Origin of the sequence: Shewanella sp. GD03713, from assembly GCF_029843705.1 — a bacterium.
Lineage (GTDB): Bacteria > Pseudomonadota > Gammaproteobacteria > Enterobacterales > Shewanellaceae > Shewanella.
The window spans coordinates 4,185,712-4,205,022 of the sequence record NZ_JAOCIW010000001.1 but is presented as its reverse complement, the minus strand read 5'-3'; the positions used below and the strand labels follow the sequence as shown (position 1 = coordinate 4,205,022).

The window sequence follows — 19,311 nt, the reverse complement described above, 5'->3', positions numbered from 1 at the left end:
TAAGATGACACCGGATCAACAATTTGCCCGCCTCGTAAAAATCGCCATGCTCGGTTTTGTGGCTGTGTTTGGCTATTTTATGTTTGCCGACGCTATGATGCCCTTGACCCCACAGGCCATGGCAACCCGTGTGGTAACTAAGGTGACCCCGCAGATCAGCGGCAAGATTCAAACCATTAATGTGAAGAATAACCAAGTGGTCGCCAAGGGCGATTTACTGTTTCAAGTCGACCCAGCACCCTTTGAGTTAGCCGTGTCTCAGGCAAAATTGGCCCTAGAGCAAGTGCGTCAGGACAATGCCGAGCTAGATGCTTCGTTGTTAGCCGCCAAGGCGGAAGTGAATGCCAGTACCACTACGGCTCAACTAAAACGCCGCGAAGCCAAACGTTTAGATGCACTGTATGCCACCCATGGTGTGTCGCAGCAGCAACGTGATCAAGCCGATAGTGATGCGGACGCCGCCGAGGCGAATCTGTTAGCCGCTAATGCTCGTCTCGATAAACTCAAAGTCAGCCGTGGCCTCTATGGCGAAGAAAACCTAAGGGTGCGCCAAGCGAAAAATGCCTTAGAGCAAGCTGAGCTGAACCTGTCTTACACCCAAATTCGTGCCGACCAAGATGGGGTGGTGACCAACCTGCAACTCGAAGTGGGCAGTTTTGCCGCAGTAGGCCAGCCGCTACTCGCCTTAGTCTCTGATAAATTAGATATTATTGCCGACTTTCGTGAAAAGACCTTACGTGGCGTTAACGCATCTTACCCTGCATTAATCGCCTTCGATGGTGAGCCAGGCCGTTTATATCGCGCCCAAGTGAGCAGTGTCGACGCCGGTGTGAGTGCGGGGCAGTTTGATGCCAATGGCCGCTTAGCGGCGCCGCAGGAGTCGGACCGTTGGGTGCGTGATGCGCAGCGCTTAAGACTGCATTTAGTGTTAGACGACGATGCGATGAATAATCTGCCTGCAGGTGCGCGTGCCACTGTGCAATTACTGCCTGACAATACGCTGTTTAGCCTGCTAGCCAAGGTGCAGATTAAGGTCATTAGCCTGCTCCATTACATCTATTAATCTCAAGGCCATTCGCATGTTGTTACGCCACAACCCTTTAACCACCAATGACTTACGCCAGTGTTTGCGCATTGCGACTGGCGGCACCATTGGCTTTACCCTGTGTAAGCTCTTTGGGTGGAGTAATGGGGTGTTTTTTACGGTAACCCCGATGTTATTGCTGGGACTCGTCCCTGTGATGAGTGGCCATGCGATGCGCCAGTTGCTGGCATCATCGGCCATGGCGGGGCTTGAAGTCGGCTTACTCGGAGGTTTCTTCGGTAGCCACCCCGGATTGATGACGCCGATTGTCTTTTTACTGTTTTTATATCGTTTTGCGGCTATGTCCCGCGGTAGCCTATTTCTGTTTGGTGCCAATGGCGTGCTGAGTTTGAGCATAATGCTGCACTTTGCCAGCTATCCGGGCACAGATCTCAATGACTTAATCTTCAGTAATTTCTGGGCGACGGGATTGTCTGTGGTTATTGCCTATCTGATGACGGCACTCTGGCCGGATGTCGAGCCTCGTCCAGCCTACAAACCCGGTCCTAAGGCGCCGCACCGTATGCGCCACGAAGCTTTACTCGGTGCCAGCATTGCCACGCTCTCTTTCTTAGTGTTTCAGATTTTCGATTTGCGTGACTCCATGTCGGCACAGGCGACCACGCTGTTACTCCTGTTCCCCATGCATTGGAACGGGGCGCTGGATTATGCCCGTAAACGTGCGCTGGGCACTCTGCTTGGGGTGTCGTTTGGGCTGATGGTGCAACTCTTCCTCTACGATTGGTCAGGATTACTGATCCTGATTGTGCCGCTGCTGTGGGTTGGGCTTATGTTGTTTGCGCAGGCCCATGTGAAGGAGGCGAGTGGCTCAGGGGTTGGCTTTGGTGCCATGACCACCTTAGGGATTTTGTTTGGCCAATACTTAACCCCTGGCAACGACCTAATTTTTAGTGCGCTGTACCGGGTGAGCAGTATTTTTGTGGCGATAGTGGCGACGTTATTCCTCTGTTACCTGCTTCATAAGTTATTGAATAGCTTCGAAGCGACTCGATTTGGTTATTAAGAACTTAATATTAGATTTTTTTAATGCTTGTTCAGTGGAGATTCGAGGAGTAAGGTACAAACTCGTTTAGTGTGGGCTAAACGTGTGAACGCACCACTCAATTATCTCTTTATAACGACCTAGGTTTAGGACTTGGCTATCACTAGAGCCGTTTAAGTTCTACTCAAGGTATGTTCAAGGATAGAAAATGAATATTAAAATTAGAACATTAGCCAAAGGCATCGCGCTGATCTACGGCTGTGCCTTGACCTCTGTAGCCATAGCCAATCCAACCGCAGTCCCGCCAGCGGGACAAATCTGTGTGACCTGTCACGGCGCCGAAGGCGAGGGCATAGAACCCCTCGGCCCCCGTCTCGCTGGACTCTCGAAAGAATACATCACCACTCAATTACAACATTTTCAGGCGGGTGTGCGCCAAAACGCGACCATGATGCCGATGGCGATGACATTGCAAGGTGATGGCATCGAGCAAGTGGCGAGTTACTTCTCCGCCAAATCACCTAAGACTGAGGTTAAGCCGGTGATCCGTGGTGAGCAGGTGACCTTTAGTGACGATACCGCGCGCTTAGCCTATCAAGGTGATTGGTCTCGCGGCTTACCGGCTTGCGTGACTTGCCATGGCCCCTCGGGTTTAGGTGGCGGCCTGTTCCCACGTTTAGCGGGTCAGCAGGCCAGTTATATCAAGACGCAACTGTTGGCGTGGCAAGCTGGCACTCGTAAGGGAGATGTGGACGGCATGATGGCCAATGTGGCTAACAAGCTGACCGCCGCCGAGGTGGATGCCTTAGCGAACTACTTTGCGAATTTGAAATAAGGAGCCGGCCATGAAATCTTCTGCCATCTTACTATTGGCCGCAATGGGCGTGCTAACCGCTCAAGTGCAGGCTGCGAATGAGTTACCCGACAAACAAGCGCCATTGCCCTCAGTCCCTAAAAATCCTGAGCAAAGTTATTTAACCCCAAGACCCTTAAGTGCGATTCCCGAAGGTGCCTTCGGCGATAAAGTACGCTTGGGTTATCAGTTATTTGTGAATACCCAGCAGCTGAGAGATAAGTATGTGGGTAACGAGCTTAACTGTGCCAACTGCCATATGGATGCGGGCCGTAAGGCGAATGCGTCACCGCTTTGGGGTGCCTATTTTGCGTATCCCGCGTATCGTAAAAAAGACGATAAAGTAAATACCTTTGAAGAAAGGGTGCAAGGCTGTTTTAACTATTCCATGAACGGTAAAGCCCCCGCTGCGGGCAGCCCCGAGCTGGTCGCGCTATCGGCCTATGCCTACTGGTTAGGGATGAGTGGTTTAATGGATGCGGCTAACCTTGATGGCCCAGTGCCAGAACTCAGCGATGCCGAATTGGTAAAAGGCGCCAAACGTGAGGATTTCCCGCTGCCTGACACGCTAGCAAAAGCCATGACAGTGGATCAACGCGCAAATCTGCCTGGCCGTGGTTATCCTGAGATCCCAAAACCTGAGCTCGCGTTCTCACCCGAGCGCGGCAAAGCCGTGTATACCGCTCACTGCCAAGCGTGCCATGGCGCCGATGGTCAAGGCCAAGCGATTGCGGGTGTTTACTCTCTGCCGCCATTATGGGGTCCTAAGAGCTACAACTGGGGCGCAGGCATGCACAGGGTCAATACGGCCGCATTCTTCATTTATGAAAACATGCCCTTCGCTAAGAGTATTCAGCTGACTAACCAACAGGCTTGGGACGTTGCGGCTTACATTAACTCCCATGAACGGCCACAGGACCCCCGCAATAAGGGTGATGTGAAACAAGCGCAGGAGAAATACCATAACGACAATGACTACTACGGTGTCGAAGTCGATGGCAAAGTACTTGGCACCGCCTCTTATCCGGTGTTTCCGAAAAAGTCTTAGTTGAGTCGCTTTGATTGACTGTTCTCGCGGTGAAATAAAGCGAGTGAATTAGTTAGGCAAAAAGCCAGCAAGTTTAAAGTTTGCTGGCTTTTTTATTGGGTAAAATGTGATGGGGTATTTTACTTAAAGCTGCTTAATATCAGAGTATTAGCCCATATAGATTTAGCTTGTGAGCATCGGGTTAGTGTCAGCAGACATGCTCAGCGTGTAGGCTTGTCATGGCATTCGCTCACCGACTCGCAGCCAGTCCATCCGTGGATGCTCGACCGCCCCGTCCTTGGGGCGGACGGTCGTCTCGCTAATCACCATGACTCGCCTTTCGGACATCAGTGTGGTCTGTTGATTTCAAAACCAATCTTGAATACATGAAACGTATCGAGGGAGTTGAACCCTCTCTACGTTTTCTAAGAAGCTGATTTACGCTGGTTTTGGTCAAAGGAAGTAAACTCTTGTTACACCATACTGTAATTTTTTATTGATAGGAATGTATTCGTAAAACCAAGTTGAATTATTAATTGTTTAGGTGCTAACCTCGGTGTTTTTCAAGATAGTTGTCACTCTTTGTTTAAATATTAAGCTGCATTTATTACGCCTTCTTCTGGTGCCTTATCTGGGTTGAGTGTTACAGCGCCAACCGCTTCACAATTTCTGATCTCTGTAGACCAACGCATCGGTTTTCTTTCCTTCGCCGCCTCAAGCACTTTCTTGCGCTTCGCTAAAATAGCGCCATCTTGCAGTGCATGACGTTGCCCTGGTGAGACAAAATTTAGCTGGCTGTGTTTATGCTCATCGTTGTACCAGGTTACAAACTTTTCCACCCATTCTCTTGCTGTTGCTAAGCAGCTAAAACCTGATGCCGGCCACTGTGGGCGGTATTTCAACGTTTTAAATAACGACTCTGAAAAGGGGTTGTCATTACTCACCCGCGGCCGACTTAATGATGCCGTAATACCAAGCTCTTCCAGCTTGGCTTTCATGGTCAGTGACTTCATCGGCGCCCCATTATCAGAATGCAGCACTAATGGCGTGTTAAAGCATTGCTCGCGTAACAGACAGCGTTGGATTAGCGCAGCGGCATATTCCCCACTTTCTTGCTCATGAACTTCGTAACCCACTATTTTTCTACTGTAAATATCTTCAAACAGGTACAAATAGTAGAACTGGCCTTTGACGATTGAGGCTAAATAAGTGATGTCCCATGACCACACTTGATTCGGCCCATCTGCCCGATAACTCAACGGTTTGCTTCGATTGACCGCAGCCTGAGTGCGGCCACGATGGTTAAGTTGACCATGAGCATTTAACACTCTGTAGAAGCTGGATTCCGAGGCGATATAAATCCCGTTATCTAATAATGTTGGCACAATTTGCGACGGGGGTAAGCTGGCGTACTCCGCTTGATTGCACACACTTAATATCTGTTGTCGCTCATGTTCTTCGAGTTTATTTGCTGGCTCTGGTCGAGCTGCTGTTGGCCTTAAATCAGCTTGCACTTGACCTTCTCGATACCAACGTCGATAGGTACGCTTACTGAGGCCCGTTTCAGCACAAGCCTTATAAAGGCGAGCACCATTGGTATAGGCCTCTTGGATTAAGGCAATCAATGCTATGCGCTCAGGCAAGGGGGTTAGCTCTCCTCGCTGTCGTCCCCCCAGAGCGCATTGAGCTTTTTTCTGAGCACCAGTAACGCAGCAGCTTCAGCCAGCGCTTTCTCCTTATAGCGCAATTCCCGTTGCAGCGATTTGATTTCGGCTTTGTCAGCCTTAGCCTGCTGTTTAATGGTTTTAGTTTGTACTTCTGAGGTTTGAAAACCAGCTAAACAATCCTGTTTCCACTGCTGTACTTGCTCGCGGAACAAGCCCTTTTCACGGCAATACTGGTTTATCTCCGCTTCCGACAGCGGCGCTGTTTCAATAATCACGGCAAGTTTTGCTTCAGCCGACCAATCATCGGCTGTTAATGTTTTACCTGGCACGGGGCGACCTTCTTTTCTGGCAATATCTCGCCAATGATACAAGGTTTGCACCGCGATGCCTTCTTCCCGAGCGACCTCTGCGACCGTTAAGTTGTGAGGAGGTAATAATTTTTTAAGGATCGCTTCTTTACGTTCTGGTGAATACCGAGCCATATCGTTCTCTTTTGCCGCACCCTGTCTTTAAACATAATGATTATTTAGGGGTGACAACAATCCTGACACAGGGGGATCCCGTAAATTAACTGGCGTCAAAAGTAGAATTTTCTCATAACATAAACGCAGGAGATTCTGCATGAAAACATCAAAATTTAGCGACAGCCAAATTCTGGCTATTTTAAAACAAGCCGAAGCGGGTGCGCCGGTTCCACAGCTGTGTCGTGAGCACGGCATCAGTTCGGCCACGTTCTACAAGTGGCGAGCAAAATTTGGCGGTATGGATGCCTCCATGATGGCACGGTTAAAAGAGCTGGAAACAGAAAATGCCCGGCTCAAAAAAATGTATGCCGAGGAGCGGCTCAAAGCCGAAATACTCAAAGAGGCTATCGAAAAAAAGTGGTAAAGCCGTCGTGCCGACGGGAGTTAGCGCAAAAGGCGGTGCGGGAGAAATCCATTTCGGTCAAATTGGCCTGTGCGGTGTTTCGTATCAGCGAAACCTGCTACCGCTATCAGACCAAACTGAATGACGAGAACGCAGAAATTGCGGACTGGCTGCTGCGCTTAACCACGACTTACCGGAATTGGGGCTTTGGCATGTGCTTCTACTACCTGCGCAATGTAAAACGTTGTGGCTGGAACCATAAGCGTGTGCTGCGCATTTACCGCGAGCTGGAGCTGAATTTAAGGATAAAACCCAAGAAACGGCTGACACGTGAAAAGCCTGAGCCTTTGGCGGTGCCACAGATGAAGAACCAGTGCTGGTCGATGGATTTTATGCATGACCAACTGGAAGATGGCCGCAGTTTCCGGCTGCTCAATATCATTGATGACTTTAACCGGGAAGGCTTGGCGATAGAGGTCGACTTCTCGCTGCCAGCTGAGCGTGTTGTCCGCACGCTTAATCACGTGATTGAATGGCGTGGCAAGCCCAAGGAAATCAGAAGCGACAATGGTCCTGAGTACATTGGCTCTGTCCTCAAAAGCTGGGCAGAAGCCAACGATGTGACACTGAAGTTTATTCAGCCAGGCAATCCACAGCAAAATGCCTATGTGGAGCGCTACAACCGTACAGTTCGCTACGAGTGGCTAAACCAATATTTATTCAGCAGTATTGCCGAGGTTCAGGAGTATGCGACAGAATGGCTGTGGTTTTACAACAATGAACGACCAAACAAAGCCTTGGGTGGGATACCACCCAAGTTTAAAGATAACTTAATAACTCAGACTTCTACTTCTGGCGTCCATTAAAAATGGGATGATTACCGCGGCAGGCTTATCGACAGGCGATACAGCGGGGCTGAGTGCTGATAAGTTAGCGCAACTATTATCGCTGCCTGCGACGGCTTGTATTTGTGAGACTTGTTTAAGCCGGATAAAGCGAGTGCTAGATACTTCTGAAGATAAAAACAGCCCATCGGGATTAGGCGATGGGCTGGGATATGAGGTGAAGTAACCTATTATAGGTGACTGAAACCAGTTAAGATTTATCGATGTAATAGTCGATGCGTACTCGGGTTTGAGCCGCGACAGGCTTACCATTTTCAAACTTAGGGGCATATCGCCATTTATCGATCATCTTGAGTGTGGATTTCTCAAATTGCATACCACCTTTGGATTCGATAACTTCAGGATTTCTGACAAATCCCATCTCATCAATAGTGAGATTTAGAGTCACAAAGCCATTTTTGCCTTGCTTAGCATAAGATACTGGGTAGTCTGGTGCAGTTCTAAAAATGGGTTGCTGTTCCTGCGTGTCCGCCCAAGGTCGCATCTTGCCGATAGCGATACAGTGAGCAGTAGATTCTTCGCGTTTTCCTTGGCGCTCATAAAGTTCGACTAGATAAGCATGGGCGCTTAACGCATAAGGGTGAGTATAGTTAAGGGCTTCAAACTGCTTAACCACCTCTAACAGTAATGGAATCGCCTTGTCATCATGCTTTTCTGCATATTCAACTGCACCAACTACATAGGTAGCTTTGACTCTGTCGAGGGCATTTTCGGGCAGGATTTCTTTGTAAGTTTCGTAGGCCTCGAAGGCATAGCTTCTTACGCTTCTTGTATATAGCTCAGTATTGGATAAGCGGTTAAAAGCGGCCATTTTTATATCGGCGATCAGTTTCTTGTTATCGGATTTTTCAGCAATTGTGATTGCATCAAGCAAATCATTTTTCGCATCTTTGGCTTCGGCGGCGGTTTGTGCTGCACCAAGTAAGGGATCGATAAGCTCAAGCGCTTCTTTACCATAATGAACTTTATAATTTGTGAGAGCGAGTTGGTATAACTCATTCGCCTTCGCTGTTTGTGGCAAATTCTTTTCTGCAAATGGGTAAGGGGCGACTTGCTTCTCTATTGCACCAGCCCAGTTCATTGCGAGGTTAGCTAAGTCGACACTGTCCTTCGCATATTGAGCTTCCCCCAGTTCGAAGGCTCTTTTGGCGCTGGCTTCTATTTGGGCGTGATCACCTTGTTTGAGTGCGGTTTGGTAGTCACTGTAGGCTTGGGAAAAAGTGTTTTCCGAGGCATTTATGGGTAACGAAGTACTTAAGGTTAAAGCAAATAGACTGGCTAAAGGCAATATTTTTCCGTCTAACATCTTGTATATCCTTATATTTAGTTCTATCGGATAGTACAAATGTTTCACTCTTGATACAAGCTTGTTTTCCCTCTGTTGGTCAGTAGGGATTGTAGAAGGTAAGCATTTGCCTACCTTCTGATTTTGCCGATTGGCTTGGCGCTCTTTAGGGGGTGACTTATTTAGCCACGAACTGCAAACCAAATTGACCTAACTCGCCGTAGTGGAATTGGCAGTGCTGATTGAGCGGCAGATCTAACACCCCTGCATAGGAGCCTGTGATCACATACTGTCCTCGGGTTAAGCCAATCCCTTGGGCAGATAAGAAGTTGACCAACCAGTAGAGTCCGGCCTTAGGGAAACCATTTGGATGAACGGCGGCTTTTTGCAGCGTCTCACTTGCTTGCTGTCCGCCAGCGGCGATTTCAACACTCAGGGCGAAATGGCCTGTTTCAGCCGAGGTTGAGATTTCTGGCCCTAACCACAAGCCTTGATTGACTAAGCCATCGGCGAGGGCATCGAAGTGGTTGGCTTCGCTTGGGTTTTGATAACGACTTTTGATCAGTTCTAAGGCGAGGCGCGTTTTACCTAGGGCGGCGTCGATTTCGGCTTCCGAATAAGGCGTGGCTCGTGGTGGTAAATCGCTGCCAATTTCAAAGGCGAGCTCGGGTTCGACACGGGCAAGCCCTTTGCTCGAAGGATAAAGTGGACACTCGGTGGTTTCGATATACACATCATGTTGATAGATAGGCGCTACCACGGTTTTTTCTGCGGTTGGGAGTAGGCACTTCCACCCCGCAATCGGGTTGCCTTGGGCGCTAAACTGCTGCGCAATGGTTTGCTGGATGGCAAAGGCCTGGGGGAAATCTTTCGGTCTTAGCGCTTCTTCCAATAGCGCGCCAGCTTCACCCTTGGCGCGGCGCTGCGCGAGTGCTTGTGCTGCTGCGTTAATGGACTCAAGCTGTGTTTTAGCGTCTGTTTGTGACATGTGTAATCCTAACTAACTTATTTAAAAGGCTTATGCAGAGTGGTTGATGCCGCAAAAACTGAGCGCATAAGGCATAACTCGACTCTGCAAATCCAATCTGAGCTAAAAGAGAAATTGCGCTCAATATACCTTTTTGTGCTGCTAAAGGCTTGATAAAACTTATCTTGAAATGCTCTACATTTATCGCTGGGCAAGATTGATTTAGTGTCAGCTTAACTATCCAATCCGGCTGAAAAGTTAATCGCTTTTTAGGCTAGATCTTAGCGCGCCGCGGTGCCAGAATGGCGTTCCTTTCTGCGGTACTACTGGGACTTTTCCGTGAATCAAAGCCACTCTGGAGCCTTGGCAACTAACCATGCTCAATTAGGATTATTGTTTATTTCTGTCGCTGTACTGTTTTGGGGCATGTTACCCATAGCGCTTAAGCTGTCGGGGAGTTTTATCGATCCTGTGACTTTGACTTGGTTCCGTTTTTTAGTGGCGCTCCTCGTCAGTATTTTGGTGCAGTGGAGTGCCGGGAGTTTGAAACAGTTTGCGGCGCTCGATGCCAAGGTTTGGCTCAGGCTTATCCTCGCCGGACTGTTTTTAATGCTCAACTATGTGTCATTCGTGTATTCCCTCGACTATCTAGCCCCCGGGGCCGCGCAGCTTAATTTTCAAACCTCGCCATTCTTTCTCGCCTTTGGCGGCGTATTGTTTTTTAAAGAACGCTTGAATGCGGTGCAGCTCAGTTGTTTTGCTAGCTTAGCTTTAGGGATGTTGATGTTTTTCCATCCCTATTTAGATTTTTCCGCCACCGATAACCATGAGATCTGGCTTGGGGTGATGATAGTGCAGTTTTCGGCATTATCATGGACTACCTATGCGCTGCTACAAAAGTCACTGTTGAACCGTTTATCCCCCGCTAACGTACTCTTAGTCATCTACGCCTTAGGGATCTTTGCGATGGCGCCCTTTAGCGACTTTAGCCAATTTGCGCAAATGGATAGCTTCGACTGGCAAGTGGCGCTGTTTTGCGCCGCCAATACCTTGATTGCCTACGGTTGTTTTGGGCAATCGATGAAGTACTGGCCGACGGCGCAGGTGAGCGCCATGCTGGCGTTAACGCCGGTATTTAGCTTTAGCGCCACAGCATTAGTGGTGAGTCTTGGTTGGTGGCCAGATGTATTTAAGGCCGATAAATTAGATGCGCTATCGCTATTCGGCATAGGTGTGATTATTGTGTCAGTGATGGTGGTGCAGTTACTGCCCATGTATCGCCAGCGCCGCGCACGACGTTTGCAACCCGCTTCACAGACTACTGAATAGGTACCCGAGTGATCACACGCCTGACTGATATTGAATTAGAACAGATCCGCGGGGTTATCTTTGATCTCGACGGCACGCTTGCCCATTCAAACCCCGATTTTAAAGGCTTAAGGGCGGCATTAGGTATTGGATCGGGTACCGATATTCTCGAGCATATCCATAGCCTCGAGACCACAATGGCCAAGATGCAGGCGCTGGAAATTGTTCATGACTACGAGCTTGAAAGTTCGCGTCAGGCGAGCTGGATTGAAGGTGCGCAGGCGTTGATTGCGTTTTTAAAGACGCGACAACTGCCGCTGGCGATTTTGACCCGCAATATGCCCGAGGCGGCGAAAATCACCATCGAAAAACTCGGTATTGATATCCCTTTAGTACTGACCCGTTACGATGCCGAGCCAAAGCCACATCCGCAGGGGATCCACTTGATTTGCGAGCAATGGCAGTTGAGTCCGGCGGATATCTTGTACGTGGGGGATTATCTATTCGATCTGCAAACCGCGCAAAATGCCGGTAGTCGCTGCGCCCTCTATTGCCCAGAAGAGGTGCCCGACTATGCCCAAGCGGCGGATTTGCTTATCGCCAATTATCAGAGCTTTATCGACGCTTGGGCATTAGAAGCTAAAGGCTAACTCAAGCGCGCTCGAGCTAATCCCAATGTGGGGCAAAGTCAGGATTGGCAACTCTATGATTGCGATCCAGTTGATTGATTTGCTCGATTTCTGCTGGCGTTAAGTTAATGCTTGCGGCCGCTAAGTTGCTGCGAACATTGTCTCTTTTGGTTGAGGAGGGAATGGTGGCAAAACCTAATTGTCGCAACCAGGCTAACACAATTTGTGCGGGAGTGGCTTGATGCACTGATGCTAAGTTGACTATGGTTTCATCCTGCAACACTGCGCCATAGGCAAATGGCATGTACCCAGTTACTAATACATTGTGTTGCCTGCAAAAATCCGTCACTTTGCGATTGATGAGATAGGGATGCACTTCTACTTGATTGGTATAAATAACGCCTTCGCCTAATATGGCAATCGCTTGCGCGAGTTGTGCATTGGTAAAGTTTGATACGCCAATGCGACGAGTCAGGCCTTTATCTAATACTGCTTTTAGCTCTGAGAGATACTCGACCATACTCGGCTCATCGCTGTTCAACGGCCAATGAATGAGTAACAAATCAAGATACTTGGTTTGTAGCGCCGTTAGGCTGTCGATAACGCTAGTCTCAAAGCGTTCCTTGGTCAGGTTTTCTGTCCACACTTTGGTCGTGATAAACAGTTCTTCACGTGGGATCCCTGAGGCGTTAATCGCATCCCCGACCGCTTGTTCATTGCCATAAATCTGCGCCGTATCGATATGACGTGAACCTTCTTCCAGTGCCATCAACACTGCATCGAACGCAGCTTTATCTTTAAGCCTGAATGTTCCTGTGCCCAGCATCGGCATGGCTGCTAGAGACTTTGGGTTTAATGCTGTGGTATTGGTTTGAGTCATATTCTTCCCCTTATTCTGTGGATGGGGTAACTGTCGCCGATCGTGCTTTGTCGATAAAGAGGCTAAAGCACAAATGATTTTTGCTATTACCGCAACAATCGACTGCACTTAACGCCCTAATCACTTGCATATTTATAGGGTTAGCCGAGGTTGAATAAAATCGATAAAGGCGGAGATCCGCCGAGCAACGGTTGAGGTCTTGTAATAGACGGCATTGACTTGTTCCCGCTCTATGTTTGCGACTCGCTCGTTTTCCAGTAAAGGCAATAAACGTCCGCTAGCAATATCATCGCTGACCATAAACCCAGATAGGCAGGCGATGCCGTTACCCGCGAGGGCTAATTGACGCACGGTTTCCCCGTTGCTCGCCCGCATAGTGGGGACGATTTGCTCCAATCCTTTGAGTGGCCATTGATTCAAGACCTTAGCGCCCGTAAAACCGATAAGGCTGTGGTGGTTTAGCTCGCTGACGCTTTTAGGTAACCCACGTTTGGCGAGGTATTCCTTAGAGGCGACGATATGCAGTTTACTCTTGCCTAAGGGCCTAGCGTGCAGGGTTGAGTCGGTGAGTTTTCCGATACGAATCGCCACATCGGTGCGCTTCTCAATCAAGTCGACAAAGCCTTCGTTCGAGGTCAGTTCTAGCTCTATCTCGGGGTAAAGCTGTTTAAACTCATGCACTAAGGGAACTATCTGGTGTAGCACAAAAGGGCTGGCAGCATCGACTCTAAGCTTACCCTTAGGTTGCTCCCCTCGGCTCATAAGCTCTTCTTCCGCTAACTGTATGGTTTGCAGCCCAAGCTTAACTGCATCGACAAATAGGCGTCCCTCATTGGTTAATTCGACTCGTCGAGTGGTGCGGTTGAGCAGGGTAACTTGTAGTTGACTCTCAAGTTTAGTCACGGCTCTTGAAACCCTCGCGACTTGAATATCGAGCGCTTCGGCCGCCGCGGAAAATCCGCCACTATCGACCACTGTGAGCAGTATCTGTAAGTCATCTGAGCGAGTCAGCATGTCAGTCTCCAATGAGGTAATTAGTTACGTTTATAGCAAAAATCATTTGTAAAAATCACTCTTTTTGACAATAAACTTTATCGTCAAGATAGCGCCATCTGAAGTTAAGCGAGCTGGTTTAACTTCAGCTCTATTAGCCCTTATCGAGCTTGCCGCTCGTTTAATACAGGATGGACGCCATCATGCCTTTAGCTTTACTCGCATTGACGCTAAGCGCCTTTGCTATTGGAACAACAGAGTTTGTCATCGTGGGATTAATTCCCACTATGGCGCAGGATTTACAGGTTTCTCTCCCTTCGGCGGGATTATTAGTGAGCCTCTATGCCCTTGGGGTAGCAGTTGGCGCTCCAGTCTTAACGGCCTTAACGGGGCATTGGAATCGTAAGCATGTATTGTTGGCGGTAATGACGCTATTCGTTGCGGGAAATGTGCTCGCATGGCAAGCCCCGAGCTATGAAACTTTGATTGCAGCGAGAGTGATTACAGGCTTAGCCCATGGGGTGTTCTTTTCGATTGGCTCAACCATTGCCACAGGATTGGTACCAAAGGAAAAAGCGGCCAGCGCCATTGCGATTATGTTTACAGGACTGACCGTCGCACTGGTAACAGGAGTGCCCCTAGGGACTTATATCGGCCAGAGTTTTGGTTGGCAGTCGACCTTTTTAGCCGTTGCTTTGCTTGGCCTTATCGCCTTGATAGGCAGTGCATTCTTAGTGCCGAACAACCTTCAGCAGACCCGTGCCGCCAGTTTACTGACCCAATCGAAAGTGTTGACCGAGCCAAGGCTGTTGTTGGTATTTGCCATTACTGCTATTGGGTATGGCGGTACTTTTGTTGCCTTTACCTTTCTCGCACCGATTTTACAGCAGATCAGTGGCTTCGATGCGAGTGCGATAGGGGGGATCATGTTGGTGTATGGTGTCTCGGTCGCTATAGGCAACATCTGGGGCGGTAAGATGGCCGATAATATGGGGCCAATCAAAGCGCTAACTTATATTTTTACTGGGTTAGCAGCAGTGCTGTTTATCTTCCACTTTACGGCGTTAAACCCGATTACCGCTGTGTTAACCATACTCGTTTGGGGCGCTTTCGCCTTTGGTAATGTCCCTGGATTACAGGTCTATGTCGTCAAACTGGCTGAAACCTATGCCCCAACCGCAGTAGATGTGGCCTCGGGACTCAATATCGCCGCCTTCAACATAGGGATTGCCTTAGGTGCCTGGGGCGGCGGACTCATTGTCGAGCAGATGGGATTAATGCAAACCCCATTGATTGGTGCGCTAGTGGTGATTGCGGCGCTGCTACTAACTCGCCTGAGTGGTTATTTGGATACTCGAACAGAGCCTGTTGATGCGTCAGTCGATGGTGTTAAGCAATAGGTTATCGTTGCAATATGGATTTGCTGGCCACACAGTGCTTGCAAGCCCATTAAAGTATCTAGTGAATCTAATGCCCTGCTGTATTCGTAGTTAAGGCATCTTGTTTATCTTGCTTGAGCCCAAGGCGAATACTGTCGAGCAATGCCACTAACCAGCAGAGCAAAAAGCCATAGAGCAGTTCATTGGCATTAGCCATGGTACTTTGGGTTTGGTGAGTGATTTCGGCGGATATCACCCCGACATCTAGGGGTAAGGTGCCATTTTGGATCTCTAAGGCGATCACTTGCGCTACTTGATAGATTTGCATAAGCAACAGCATAAGGCTGATGACAGCTAAGCAGAAAAACACCAGCGCCGAACGTTTATGTTTAAGGTAAAAGTGGCCGCTGCCGGGGGCTATAAAGGCGGATAACAGGCCAGCGGTGAGGGCTTTTTTCATCGAAATACACTAATTGTGTTGCTAAAGACTAAGCCGACACTAATAGACCTATTGGCTTAAGTGCAAGTTAATTTGCCATGGCGACTAACATTCCAATAAAGCCTGCAAACAGAGTACAACCGACAAGTACCATGATTAATAAGGTTTTATCTTGGCGGCATGATTTAGCCAGTGCAGGAAGTGTTGGGTTAAATAGGTCGGCTATCGGTACTGAAAAATCCATTTAGAGTCCTTAAGTTAGGCATCCATCTATTGACTATACCTGCTCGAAATATCAACTGGCCAGTGAAGTTTGAGCGGGAGCGATTTTAAGACAACAAAAAAGGAGCCTAGGCTCCTTTTTTAATGCGTTTGTTTAAATCTGCTTAACCTAACGGCTTAGGTTTGGCGATTACTCTTCGCGTGGTTTACGTGGTCTACGCTCGCCTGCTGGCTTGTCTGAACGTGGTTTGCGGTCAGCAAACGGCTTGTCACCAGAGGCTGCACGTGGTTTACGCTCGCCCATTGGACGATCACCACGTGGACGACGGTCGCTGCGTGCGCCACGGCCAGAGTCTACGAAGACTTGATCGCCAGCTTCACGGATGTTCAGTGGCTTGCCACATACGCGCACTTTCTTCAGGTGCTGCAGCACTTCTTTTGGCATGCCGTCTGGCAGGTCAACGGTAGTCACTGCATCATATAACTGGATGGCACCAATGTAACGGCTGTCGATGTTAGCTTCGTTTGCAATCGCGCCAACGATGTTGCCCACGCCCACGCCATTGTCACGACCTACGTCGATAACATAACGGCACATCTTCAGATCTGGGTTATCTTTTAACGCTTCAGCACTACCAAGGCTTGCTGGCATTGGACGTGATTCACGGCCACGACGTTCACCGCGCTCGCCACGTTCAGCACCACGTTCGCTGCGCTCATCGCGAGTACGTTCTTGAATCGCTGGTAATTGCAGTGGACGCTCTTGCTGAACTTGGTGCAGCAGGGCTGCGGCCAGCAGATCGGTATCCACTTCGAGTTGTTGACATAACTGGGCAACCGCTTCGCGCATAAAGTCCAGATCTTGAGTCATGGTTTGCGCTAACTGTTCACCTAAGCGAGACAAACGACGTTCTGCAACAGTCTCTGGGCTTGGTACTTTCATTGGTGAAATACGGCTGTTAGTTGCGCGCTCGATGGTGCGCAGCATACGCATTTCACGGCTGGTCACGAACAGAATCGCCATACCAGTACGGCCAGCACGGCCAGTACGACCGATACGGTGTACGTAAGCTTCAGTATCGTAAGGGATATCGTAGTTAACTACGTGGCCGATACGCTCAACGTCCAGACCACGGGCCGCAACGTCGGTCGCGATCAGAATGTCTAACTTACCGCTTTTCAGCTGTTCAACCGCACGCTCACGGGCTTGCTGGTTCATATCACCGTGCAGTGGTGATGAAGCGTAGCCGCGGGCTTCGAGTTTTTCAGCTAATTCAACGCATGAGTTACGGGTACGAACGAAGATGATGATACCTTCGGTATTTTCAACTTCTAATACGCGTACTAGGGCTTCTAACTTGTTGTGCTGAGACACTTGCACGAAACGTTGCTCGATAGAGTCAACTGTGGTGTGGCTCGCAGCGATGCTGATGTTAGTCGCATCTTTTAAGTGCTTGTTAGCAACACGCTTGATTTGTTCTGGCATAGTAGCCGAGAACAGTGCCAGTTGGCGCTGCTCAGGGGTGTGTTCCAGAATCCATTCGATATCGTCGATAAAGCCCATTTTTAACATTTCGTCGGCTTCGTCGAGTACCAGCGCTTGCAGGGTTTCCAGCTTTAAGGTGCCACGGCGCATATGGTCCATAACACGGCCCGGGGTACCCACGATAACCTGTGGACCACGCTTCAGGGCGTTTAATTGCTGATGCATGCTCTGACCGCCATAGATTGGCAGTACATGGAAACCTTTCATAAATTTCGCGTAGCTGCTGAATGCTTCTGCTACTTGCACCGCTAATTCGCGGGTTGGCGCTAATACTAAGATTTGTGGAACAGCTTGGCTGGTCACTTTGTTGAGCAGGGGCAGGGCGAAGGCGCCAGTTTTACCTGTACCTGTTTGTGCCTGACCTAAAATATCTTTGCCAGCCATTAATGGGTCGATACTGGCTGATTGGATTGGCGTTGGGTTTTCGTAACCTAGCTCGTCAAGAGCACGCAACAAATTCTCGGACAAGCCGAGTTCACGGAAAGTTCTTTCACTGGATGACATTGGGTTGTAGCCTTGTGGATGCGCCCGGATTGGCGCTTAAGTTTCACAGACAGAAAATCAACCCCGTGTCGATTTCCCGCACCGAAAACGCCAGATTATAGCAGCATTTTAGCCGCTTTACCAAGTGACTCTCGGATAAATACCGGGTTTTGCGTGGATTTTTTTGCCAAAACTGAGCAAGAAACGCGCCACTTCGCTTAATTTTTCAAAAAGTCGCCATTGAGTCGTAGGATTTCGAAGGCGGATTCCGTTACCGCTGCGAGAAACACATAATCCAAAGTGTCGGGGGTATCTTCCGGGGTATGGTATTGCGGATGAGTGGGAACGCCAAAATAGAGCCAAGGGATCTTAGCTTTATGGAAAGGATAATGATCCGAGGCTCTCAGCCAATCCGTACTCTGGATACTTCGTCCCACGGGTTTGGGATGGCTTAACTTAATACAGAGGCGATTATTCGCGTTTAGCATCGGTCTAAATTGCTGAAATTGATAGAAGTTGCGGCTACCCTCGAGGTAAATGGCGTAGGGGCGGCTCGGGTGGCCAATCATATCGAGATTGAGCATCAGTTCAAATTGCGCCTCGGGCATTCGCTGCTTGAGTTGCTCGACGAGTGCCGTACTGCCAAACAGTCCCGGCTCTTCGGCATCGGTGGCGACAAACATTAAGTTAATGTTGTGCAGAGAATCGGGGGCGGCGCTTAGTTGCGCTTGCCAGTGGGCAGCGAGAGCCAACATGGCGGCAACACCTGAGGCGTTATCATCGGCGCCGTGGTAAATCTTGCTGCCACTCATGCCGAGATGATCGTAGTGAGCCACCACAATGCGCCATCGATTTGTGGGTTGGCGTGCGGGGACTAACGCCACCATATTGCTTCCCGTCTCTTGGCTAAAAAGCGTGGCATATTCGAAGGGTACCTCGAAAGTCTCTCCCCAAGGAGTAAGCCCAAGTTGTTGAAACTGGCTGTGCAGATAGTCGCGTGTCTTGGCGGCGCCTTCCGTTTGGGTTTTACGCCCCATGAATTCTGCGGCGCTGAGTGTTGTTACTGTTTGCTTAAGATCGTCTGGTTCGGCCCAACTCAATCGAATCGCCTCAGGTGAGCAAGTGTATTCGGCGGGTTGATTGGCGCAGGCTGTAAGGCCTAAACATAAGCTAAGGATAGACAAGCGCAATAAGCTCAAGCCTCTGCGATGAGACTGGGGGCGAGTGATTGCTATGACTGGGTGCGCCAAATTGCCCATGGCTATCCTTAAGGTTGGCAATAGGATGATCAATCCTAAGCCTAACAGGGATTTAGCTTGGCTGCATGGGCCGTAATGCTGAATCAGTCTAAGACGCGGATCTCGGGGGAGAGTGTCGCTTCTTGATGGCGGCTTAAATGAAAGTGCTCCAAGCCAGAGACCAAATGGGTTCGTGAGCAAATAGTGACTTGGGCGTTTTTGGTGAGACCGCCTTGATCTAAGGTGGTGATCCGGCCATCGGGCAAGGCGAGCAGGCTACTATTGTCTGAGCTGTCTAACACTGTCACCTGTAAACGTGTGGGTTGACCGATAAGCGGATCGACCGCGGCAATAACCAGCGCCACAAGCGTTAACCCCAAGCAGGCAATCAGCAATACATTAGCGCGACTTAAGCTCGTCAAACTCGGGCGATGCGTTGGCAACATGTTCTCCTCGATTGATAACGGCGAATGGCCGACCTAGGATGGTTCTATACAGCAATAGGGCGTAATCACAGCGCCTTGGTGATGCCCAAG

19 protein-coding genes are annotated in these 19,311 nt (G+C 49.3%); 9 read left to right on the top strand and 10 right to left on the bottom strand.

All coding sequences use genetic code 11. The features are described 5' to 3' along the window. The first annotated feature begins 4 nt into the window (after positions 1 to 4). The 4 genes from N5E87_RS18410 (at position 5) to N5E87_RS18395 (ending at position 3,988) form a co-directional block, all read left to right on the top strand. Positions 5 to 1,063, top strand: a complete 1,059-nt coding sequence (locus N5E87_RS18410) for an HlyD family secretion protein (RefSeq protein WP_086902212.1) — start codon at positions 5 to 7, stop codon at positions 1,061 to 1,063. A 16-nt stretch (positions 1,064 to 1,079) separates the two neighbouring features. Continuing rightward, complete coding sequence (locus N5E87_RS18405; protein ID WP_279775654.1) at positions 1,080 to 2,108, top strand: DUF2955 domain-containing protein; 1,029 nt, start codon at positions 1,080 to 1,082, stop codon at positions 2,106 to 2,108. Positions 2,109 to 2,295: 187 nt separating this feature from the next. Beyond that, positions 2,296 to 2,922, top strand: coding sequence for a c-type cytochrome (locus N5E87_RS18400; RefSeq protein WP_086902210.1), 627 nt, complete (start codon positions 2,296 to 2,298; stop codon positions 2,920 to 2,922). A gap of 10 nt (positions 2,923 to 2,932) precedes the next feature. Beyond that, complete coding sequence (locus N5E87_RS18395) at positions 2,933 to 3,988, top strand: c-type cytochrome (protein WP_279775653.1); 1,056 nt, start codon at positions 2,933 to 2,935, stop codon at positions 3,986 to 3,988. Between the two features lie 572 nt (positions 3,989 to 4,560). On the opposite strand, the gene N5E87_RS18390 is transcribed toward N5E87_RS18395, so the two are convergent. Next, positions 4,561 to 6,116 (bottom strand): IS3-like element ISSpu6 family transposase gene (locus N5E87_RS18390; RefSeq protein WP_086937296.1). Its coding sequence is split into 2 segments (ribosomal slippage): positions 4,561 to 5,654 and positions 5,654 to 6,116, totalling 1,557 coding nucleotides; the frame shifts between segments, so codons are not numbered across the junction. Between the two features lie 139 nt (positions 6,117 to 6,255). Here N5E87_RS18390 and N5E87_RS18385 point away from each other — a divergent pair. Together N5E87_RS18385 and N5E87_RS18380 are read left to right on the top strand one after the other, a co-directional pair. After that, a protein-coding gene (locus N5E87_RS18385; RefSeq protein WP_126512564.1) for an IS3 family transposase occupies positions 6,256 to 7,367 on the top strand; the annotation gives its coding sequence in 2 pieces (ribosomal slippage) (positions 6,256 to 6,508 and positions 6,508 to 7,367; 1,113 coding nt in all). Positions 7,368 to 7,374: 7 nt separating this feature from the next. Then, positions 7,375 to 7,572: a hypothetical protein gene (locus tag N5E87_RS18380; RefSeq protein WP_279775652.1), complete on the top strand. Its 198-nt coding sequence runs from the start codon at positions 7,375 to 7,377 to the stop codon at positions 7,570 to 7,572. Between the two features lie 24 nt (positions 7,573 to 7,596). Here N5E87_RS18380 and N5E87_RS18375 read toward each other — a convergent pair whose 3' ends face one another. Together N5E87_RS18375 and N5E87_RS18370 are read right to left on the bottom strand one after the other, a co-directional pair. Further along, positions 7,597 to 8,712, bottom strand: a complete 1,116-nt coding sequence (locus N5E87_RS18375; RefSeq protein WP_279775651.1) for an energy transducer TonB — start codon at positions 8,710 to 8,712, stop codon at positions 7,597 to 7,599. A gap of 157 nt (positions 8,713 to 8,869) precedes the next feature. Further along, positions 8,870 to 9,679 carry a hydratase gene (locus tag N5E87_RS18370; protein WP_279775650.1) on the bottom strand — a complete coding sequence of 270 codons (810 nt, stop codon included), beginning with the start codon at positions 9,677 to 9,679 and terminating at the stop codon, positions 8,870 to 8,872. Between the two features lie 318 nt (positions 9,680 to 9,997). Here N5E87_RS18370 and N5E87_RS18365 point away from each other — a divergent pair, with 318 nt between their 5' ends. Together N5E87_RS18365 and N5E87_RS18360 are read left to right on the top strand one after the other, a co-directional pair. After that, on the top strand, positions 9,998 to 10,987 hold the full coding sequence (locus tag N5E87_RS18365) for a DMT family transporter (protein WP_279775649.1): 990 nt from the start codon (positions 9,998 to 10,000) through the stop codon (positions 10,985 to 10,987). Positions 10,988 to 10,995: 8 nt separating this feature from the next. Then, positions 10,996 to 11,616 carry an HAD family hydrolase gene (locus tag N5E87_RS18360; protein ID WP_279775648.1) on the top strand — a complete coding sequence of 207 codons (621 nt, stop codon included), beginning with the start codon at positions 10,996 to 10,998 and terminating at the stop codon, positions 11,614 to 11,616. A gap of 16 nt (positions 11,617 to 11,632) precedes the next feature. Here the strand turns inward: N5E87_RS18360 and dkgB are convergent, their stop codons facing one another. Both dkgB and N5E87_RS18350 read right to left on the bottom strand, forming a co-directional pair. Beyond that, on the bottom strand, positions 11,633 to 12,475 hold the full coding sequence (dkgB, locus tag N5E87_RS18355) for a 2,5-didehydrogluconate reductase DkgB (protein WP_279775647.1): 843 nt from the start codon (positions 12,473 to 12,475) through the stop codon (positions 11,633 to 11,635). A gap of 132 nt (positions 12,476 to 12,607) precedes the next feature. Continuing rightward, the gene (locus tag N5E87_RS18350) at positions 12,608 to 13,489 is read right to left on the bottom strand and encodes a LysR family transcriptional regulator (protein ID WP_279775646.1); all 882 of its coding nucleotides are present in this window, start codon (positions 13,487 to 13,489) and stop codon (positions 12,608 to 12,610) included. 182 nt (positions 13,490 to 13,671) lie between these two features. Between N5E87_RS18350 and N5E87_RS18345 the strand changes: the two genes are divergently transcribed. Next, positions 13,672 to 14,868: an MFS transporter gene (locus N5E87_RS18345; protein ID WP_279775645.1), complete on the top strand. Its 1,197-nt coding sequence runs from the start codon at positions 13,672 to 13,674 to the stop codon at positions 14,866 to 14,868. 67 nt (positions 14,869 to 14,935) lie between these two features. Here N5E87_RS18345 and N5E87_RS18340 read toward each other — a convergent pair whose 3' ends face one another. From N5E87_RS18340 to N5E87_RS18320, 5 genes are all read right to left on the bottom strand, one after another. Continuing rightward, entirely contained in the window at positions 14,936 to 15,307 is a 372-nt protein-coding gene (locus tag N5E87_RS18340; RefSeq protein WP_279775644.1) for a DUF6677 family protein, read from the bottom strand. Between the two features lie 67 nt (positions 15,308 to 15,374). After that, positions 15,375 to 15,530 carry a hypothetical protein gene (locus N5E87_RS18335; RefSeq protein ID WP_279775642.1) on the bottom strand — a complete coding sequence of 52 codons (156 nt, stop codon included), beginning with the start codon at positions 15,528 to 15,530 and terminating at the stop codon, positions 15,375 to 15,377. 168 nt (positions 15,531 to 15,698) lie between these two features. Further along, positions 15,699 to 17,558, bottom strand: coding sequence for a DEAD/DEAH box helicase (locus tag N5E87_RS18330; protein WP_279775641.1), 1,860 nt, complete (start codon positions 17,556 to 17,558; stop codon positions 15,699 to 15,701). Between the two features lie 197 nt (positions 17,559 to 17,755). After that, a complete protein-coding gene (locus N5E87_RS18325) occupies positions 17,756 to 18,796 on the bottom strand; it encodes a M28 family peptidase (protein WP_279775640.1) in 1,041 nt (346 codons plus the stop codon). A gap of 83 nt (positions 18,797 to 18,879) precedes the next feature. Continuing rightward, positions 18,880 to 19,221, bottom strand: a complete 342-nt coding sequence (locus tag N5E87_RS18320; RefSeq protein WP_220053949.1) for a hypothetical protein — start codon at positions 19,219 to 19,221, stop codon at positions 18,880 to 18,882. Positions 19,222 to 19,311: the final 90 nt, after the last annotated feature.